The following is a 6,603-nucleotide window of genomic DNA, read 5'->3' as shown; positions in this document are numbered from 1 at the left end:
TGGGCGTAAGCGGGGTCTTTGCGAAGCTCCCTTTGGCGCTCCCTTTGGCGCTGGGCGTAAGCGGGGTCTTTGCGAAGCTCCCTTTGGCGCTGGGCGTACGCGGGGTCTTTGCGATGCTCCCTTTGGCGCTCCCTTTCGCGCTGGGCGTAAACGGGATCTTTACGAAGCTCCCTTTGGCGCTCCCTTTTGCGCTGGGCGTAAGCGGGATCTGTCTGGTAACGCTCCCTTTGGCGCTCCCTTTGGCGCTGGACGTAAGAGGGATCTTTGCGAAGCTCCCTTAGGCGCTCCCTTTGGCGCTGGGCATAAGCGGAATCTTTCTGGTAACGCTTCCTTTGGTGCTCCCTTATGCGCTGGGCGTAAGCGGGATCTGTCTGGTAACGCTCCCTTTTGCGATGGGCGTAAGCGGAATTTTTGCGAAGCTTCCTTTGGCATTCAATATGTGAAGAATTTTCATCAATAGATTCTTCGGCTTGAATCGCAGGAGATGTATATTGTTGAAGATGTTCACTTGTCAATTGTGGGGTAATAATCGCAATTGGCGCTGTAGATTTAGAGAAATTACTAATGGCGTCTTGATTAGGAATTTGAATAGGTGAATTAAGTTTGGTATCAACATCTGTCGAGTTTTGCGAGGTTGATTGAACACCCTTTGTTAAGGAGTATATCGAAAAAGTATTATTTTCAGGGTCATATTCTGCAACCTGATAATTTTTCAGTGGTATAGCTACTGGAATTGCAGGAGAATCTTTATAGCTAGTTTGATTTTGTACAGCGAAATCTTTCAACCATTTTATTTTAGGATTTAAATATCCTTGATTATCTGAACTTGTAGTTTGGCCAGTCATGTCATGCTTAGTTACAGGTTGTCCAACTTCAGTAACCACTCGGGAAAAAGCCTGACCTGCTGCACCAGATTCAGCTAAAGACATGCCTTGAGTATTAGAAAGGCCATTAGGGGCTGGACTTAATTGAGAAGAGGTTGGTCTATTCATTGAATTATTGAATTATCGAATTGCAGATTAAGACCACGCTTTCTTATATAAAGTTCCTCCCTTTCGCCATACATTCATCATATATTTATGTCAACCAAGCATAAAGAATTGCTATGGCTATTACCTGTGTACGGGACAAAAAATCTGGAGGCCAGAGCTGGCAAGAGTTTAGAGGGGATTAGCTGACTCTCCATGTAAGGTAATCTATGCGGTCTCTAACCTCCGGACAGATATTTGAATGGAACACGGTAGAGCAAACCACCGAGTGCAGCCTGACCGGGGCTTTAATGGTGCAGGAAGGCCAGTTAGTTCGGCCATTCTACTGTTCTTTCTGGTAATGGCGAGGCCGGTTGGGTTTCCCGGCTAACGGTCAAGAACCTGTTTGCTCTCTCCAAAGCGCCAAATAAAACTATGACGTTGACGCTCCCGGATAACCGGCAGTTTTCCGTTATCTATGATCGTTCCAATGGAGCTCCCGTTGAGGCACAACAGCTTGTGCCGTTTGCCTGCCCGGACGAATAGCGACCATTACCTTCTTACCCTTCGATTGCTGACCGTTCTCTAAGGCTGAAAGGGGTCAATCGGGACTGTAAATATTCCTTCAGCTTGACGACTGAAAATCGGGGGGCAGCACCTTCTAAATTTTTATTGTAACTATGGGTCGCTTCAGCTGAATTAGAAGTCAGTGGTAAATCACCTGACTTTTTAGCTGAATTGACTGACTGACGATACTGCTTGCGGCGCTCCCTTTGGCGCTCCCTTTGGCGCTCTTTTTCGCGCTGGGCGTAAGCGGGATCTTTGCGAAGCTCCCTTAGGCGCTTCCTTTGGCGCTCGGCATAAACGTGATCTGTCTGGTAACGCTTCCTTTGGCGCTCCCTTTGGCGCTGGGCGTAAGCGGGATCTGTCTGGTAACGCTTCCTTTGGCGCTCCCTTCTGCGCTCCCTTTGGCGCTCCCTTTTGCTCTGGGCGTAAGCGGGATCTTTGTGAAGCTCCCTTTGGCATTCAATATGTGAAGAATTTTCATCAATAGCTTCTTCGGCTTGAATCGAAGGAGATGTATATTGTTGAAGATTTTCACTTTTCAATCGTGCGGTAATAATCGCAATCGACGCTGTAGATTTAGAAAAATTACCAATGCCGTCTTGGTTAGGAATTTGAGTAGGTGGATTAAGTTTGGTATCAACATCTGTCGAGTTTTGCGAGGTTGATTGAACCCCCTTTGTTAAGGAGTATATCGAAAAAGTATTATTTTCAGGGTCATATTCTGCAGTCTGATAATTTTTCAGGGGTTCAATTAGATTTATGGGGGTAGCTACTGGAATTGCAGGAGAATCTTTATAGCTGGTTTGATTTTGTACAGCGAAATATTTCAACCATTTTTTTTTAGGATTTAAATGCCCTTGATTATCTGAACTTGTAGATTGGTCAGTCATGTTATGGTTAGTTACAGGTTGTTCAACTTCAGTAACCATTCGGAAGAAAGCCTGACCTGTTGCACCAGGTTCAGCTAAAGGCATGCCTTGAATATTAGAAAGGCCTTTAGGGGCTGGATTTAGTTGAGAAGAAGTTAGTCTATACATTGAATAATTGAATAATTGAATTACAGCTTAAGACCACGCTTTCATATAAAAGTTCCTACCTTTCGCCACTCATTTACCAGCAATTCCCGCTAGATTGATTATGGCCAATAATACCAAAGCTTGTAGACAGATCCGGCAGTTCTGAAATCGCAGACTATCAGGTAAAATATCCTGCATTACATGACTACTATTGTTTACTGTGCCTCCATCTAATCGAAAGACAGTTGCCGAAAAACTGATCAGCATCGTTTCTAAAGAAGCTGCGAAAATACCGGATTTCGGACCAAGGAAGAGTCAGGATGCAATCCCGCTTCATGATGCGATCATGAGCGGCCTTGCCGTCATGCATTTGAAGTATCCGTCATTACTGCAGTTTGACCGGGATTGCGTCAAAAATAAAGAGACGCTGGTCAACTATCTCGAATACGTCGAAATTGATCCAAAGGGTAACAAGAAGTACGTCAACAACTGGATTACCGATATCAAACTCACCAGGGAGAACGTGGCGAAAGTCATGCGAGGAGGACGCGCCAGATGGGAAATTGAGAACGAAACGTTTAACACACTGAAAACACAGGGCTACCATCTCGAACACAATTACGGGCACGGAGAGCAGCACCTGGCTACCAACCTGGCCTGCCTGACTTTCACCGCCTTTCTCATTAACCAGATAGAGCAACTGGCTTGCAAGTTCTTCCAGCAAGCTCTTGAAGCAAAGAAGTCCAAAAAAGCGCTATGGCTTGGGATACGAGGCTTATTTGACTGGTTTGTCATCGATAACTGGGAGGATGTGTACACAGCGATTATTGGTGGCAGGAGTGTCAGCTTAAAACACCTGGTTGTTGACACCACATGAGATAACGCCGGTAGCCCTGTGTATCCTGTGTTCTGAACTTGCAGATATGTTGGCTGATAAAGTAGCCATGGTTCGTTCAACCTTGAAAAATAGTCACTTGGATAATCTATTTATGCGGCTACAGAGATATGGTCAGCGGGAATTGCTTGCTCCCATTGAGGCACAGCAGGTTCTACCGTTCGCTTATCCAGATGATAATGTTCAGTACCTTCTGACCCTTCGATTGCTGACCATTCACTAAGGCTGAGAGGGGGCGATCGGGACTGTAAATATTCCTTCAGCTTGACGACTGAAAAGCAGGGGGGCAGCACCTTCTAAATTTTTACTGGAACTCTGGGTCGCTTTAGCTAAATTAGAAGTCAGTGGTAAATCACCTGAGTTTTTAGCTGAATTGAATGACTGAAGATACCGCTCTCTTGCGATCACTGCCTGCTCTTTAGCTTCTTCCTTGTTGGAGGTTTGTATTTTGATTCTTTTGTAGGTCTTTATATAGATCTTTTGTCCCTCGGCGTAAGCGGGATCTGCCTGGTACCGCTCCTTTTTGCGCTTGGCGTAAGCGGGATCTTTGCGAAGCTCCCTTTGGCGCTCCCTTTTGCGCTCGGCGTAAGCGGGATCTGTCTGGTAGCGCTCCCGTTGGCGCTCCCGTTGGCGCTCCCTTTGGCGCTCCCTTAGGCGCTCCCTTTTGCGCTCCCTTAGGCGCTCGGCGTAAGCGGGATCTTTGCGAAGCTCCCTTAGGAGCTCCCTTTCGCGCTCCCTTTTGCGCTCGGCAAGTGAAGAACTGCCATCAACATTAACTTCTGCCTGGGTTTTTTGGTTATCACTTGTAGCTTGGTGCATGCATAACGGATTAATGACAGCAACTGGCCGTAAATCTTTTGAACTATGAATTCCGGCAGGAAGATTAGTTAACTGTAAACCTGAGCTTGTATGATTCGCTGTTGTTTGCTCCCTAATTTCAAGCTCGTCCCACGATATTAGCTCCTGAAAGGGAGTGCTTGGTGCTAGTAATAATGGATTATTAACGGGTTCATAATCATGCTGGTAAGGAACATATTCATCAAGAATGGATTGTGGTATCTCTTGAATACCTGTTCCAGAAGCGTTTTCTGAATCGAGACTTGTTAGGGATGTAATATTATATTGATTCAATGAATAAGAACGATCAGCTTCATTCTGATATGTATCTGGTCCGCTATTGTAAATAGGAATAGGGTTCAGCACTTGAACTGGTATGCCTTGATAAACAGGCTGCTGTTCGGTGGTAGCAAATTGTTGTTCTTGATCTACTAAACCTAATGCGCTGGAACAAAGATAATAAAAATAAGCATCAAATGAAGGAAATTGATTGGTTTGATACATTGAATTATCGAATTGTTGAATTACAGCTTAAGACCATGCCTTCTTATAAAAGTTCTTCTCTTTCACAACTCATTCTTTATTTATGTCAACCAAGCATAGGGATTTGCTATGGCTATTACTAAATAGTGACGTAAAACTCTTCGAAAGTCAGCGCCTCACAGATGAGGGTGACGTTGGCGGGCGGGTTACAGGCAGCGAGGTCATTGATGGAAACATCAATAATCTCTTTCTTTGATTGCTGACCGATCACTAAGGCTGAGAGGGGGCGATTGGGACTGTAAATATTCCTTCAGCTTGACGACTGAAAAGCAGGGGGGCAGCACCTTCTAAATTTTTACTGGAACTCTGAGTCGCTTTAGCTAAATTAGAAGTCAGTGGTAAATCACCTGAGTTTTTAGCTGAATTAACTGACTGAAGATACCGCTCTCTTGCGATCACAGCTTGCTCTTTAGCTTCTTCCTTATTGGAGGTTTGTATTTTGATTCTTTTGTAGGTCTTTATATAGATCTTTTGTCCCTCGGCGTAAACGGGATCTTTGCGAAGCTCCCTTTGGCGCTCCCTTTGGCGCTCGGCGTAAGCGGGATCTTTGCGAAGCTCCCTTTTGCCCTCCCTTTTGCCCTCCCTTTGGCGCTCCCTTTCGCACTCGGCGTAAGCGGGATCTGTCTGGTAGCACTCCCTTTGGCGCTTCCTTTGGCGCTCGGCGTAAGCGGGATCTGTCTGGTAGCGCTCCCTTTGGCGCTCCCTTTGGCGCTCCCTTTGGCGCTCCCTTTGGCGCTCGGCGTAAGCGGGATCTGTCTGGTAGCGCTCCCTTTTGCGCTCCCTTTTGCGCTCCCTTTCGCGCTCGGCGTAAGCGGGATCTTTGCGAAGCTCCCTTTTGCGCTCCCTTTGGCGCTCCCTTCGGCGCTCCCTTTTGCGCTCGGCAAGTGAAGAACTGCCATCAACATTAACTTCTGCCTGGTTTTGTTGGTTATCACTTGTTGCTTGGTGCATGCATAACGGATTAATGACAGCAACTGGCCGTAAATCTTGTGAACTATTAATTCCGGCAGGAAGATTAGTTAACTGTAAACCTGAGCTTGTATGATTCGCTGTTGTTTGCTCCCTAATTTCAAGCTCGTCCCACGATATTATCTCCTGAAAAGGAGTACTTGGTGTTAGTAATAATGGATTATTAACGGGTTCATAATCATGCTGGTAAGGAACATATTCATCAAGAATGGATTGTGGTATCTCTTGAATACCTGTTCCAGAAGCGTTTTCTGAATCGAGACTTGTTAGGGATGTAATATTATATTGATTCAATGAATAAGAACGATCAGCTTCATTCTGATATGTATCTGGTCCGCTATTGTAAATATGAATAGGGTTCAGCACTTGAACTGGTATGCCTTGATAAACAGGCTGCTGTTCGGTGGTGCCAAATTGTTGTTCTTGATCTACTAAACCTAATGCGCTGGAACAAAGATAATAAAAATAAGCATCAAATGAAGGAAATTGATTGGTTTGATCCATTGAATTATCGAATTGTTGAATTACAGCTTAAGACCACGCCTTCTTATAAAAGTTCTTCTCTTTCACAACTCATTCTTTATTTATGTCAACCAAGCATAAGAATTTGCCAGCAATTCCCGCTGACCATATCTCTGTAGCCGCATAAATAGATTATCCAAGTGACTGTTTTTCATGGTTGAACGAACCATGGCTACTTTATCAGCCAACATATCAGCAAGTTCAGAACACAGGATACACAGGGCTACCGGCGTTATCTCATGTGGTGTCAACAACCAGGTGTTTTAAGCTGACACTCCTGCCACCA

Annotated in this window: 4 protein-coding genes and 1 pseudogene; 1 reads left to right on the top strand and 4 read right to left on the bottom strand. The window is 45.2% G+C overall.

The features are described from left to right. Both ACO6VE_RS23560 and ACO6VE_RS23555 read right to left on the bottom strand, forming a co-directional pair. Window positions 1-515, bottom strand: a pseudogene (locus ACO6VE_RS23560) (hypothetical protein); the annotation flags it as partial. 1,013 nt (window positions 516-1,528) lie between these two features. Then, the gene (locus ACO6VE_RS23555; protein WP_422463850.1) at window positions 1,529-2,572 is read right to left on the bottom strand and encodes a hypothetical protein; all 1,044 of its coding nucleotides are present in this window, start codon (window positions 2,570-2,572) and stop codon (window positions 1,529-1,531) included. A gap of 325 nt (window positions 2,573-2,897) precedes the next feature. Between ACO6VE_RS23555 and ACO6VE_RS23550 the strand changes: the two genes are divergently transcribed. Then, complete coding sequence (locus tag ACO6VE_RS23550; protein ID WP_422463848.1) at window positions 2,898-3,428, top strand: hypothetical protein; 531 nt, start codon at window positions 2,898-2,900, stop codon at window positions 3,426-3,428. A 237-nt stretch (window positions 3,429-3,665) separates the two neighbouring features. Here ACO6VE_RS23550 and ACO6VE_RS23545 read toward each other — a convergent pair whose 3' ends face one another. Together ACO6VE_RS23545 and ACO6VE_RS23540 are read right to left on the bottom strand one after the other, a co-directional pair. Further along, window positions 3,666-4,787 (bottom strand): hypothetical protein, encoded by a 1,122-nt coding sequence (locus tag ACO6VE_RS23545; RefSeq protein ID WP_422463844.1) that lies wholly within the window; start codon window positions 4,785-4,787, stop codon window positions 3,666-3,668. Window positions 4,788-5,036: 249 nt separating this feature from the next. Next, the gene (locus tag ACO6VE_RS23540) at window positions 5,037-5,777 is read right to left on the bottom strand and encodes a hypothetical protein (protein WP_422463842.1); all 741 of its coding nucleotides are present in this window, start codon (window positions 5,775-5,777) and stop codon (window positions 5,037-5,039) included. Window positions 5,778-6,603: the final 826 nt, after the last annotated feature.

The organism is Endozoicomonas sp. ALB115 (genome assembly GCF_049310245.1).
In the GTDB taxonomy this organism is placed as follows: Bacteria; Pseudomonadota; Gammaproteobacteria; order Pseudomonadales; family Endozoicomonadaceae; genus Endozoicomonas.
The sequence above is the reverse complement of the archived record's forward strand: the minus strand, read 5'-3'. Positions and strand labels throughout refer to the sequence as shown.

Coding starts and splice junctions, on each gene's coding strand:
- ACO6VE_RS23545 (WP_422463844.1), bottom strand. CDS start 4,787: ATGTATCAAACCAATCAATTTCCTTCATTTGATGCTTATTTTTATTAT.
- ACO6VE_RS23540 (WP_422463842.1), bottom strand. CDS start 5,777: ATGCACCAAGCAACAAGTGATAACCAACAAAACCAGGCAGAAGTTAAT.
- ACO6VE_RS23555 (WP_422463850.1), bottom strand. CDS start 2,572: ATGTATAGACTAACTTCTTCTCAACTAAATCCAGCCCCTAAAGGCCTT.
- ACO6VE_RS23550 (WP_422463848.1), top strand. CDS start 2,898: ATGAGCGGCCTTGCCGTCATGCATTTGAAGTATCCGTCATTACTGCAG.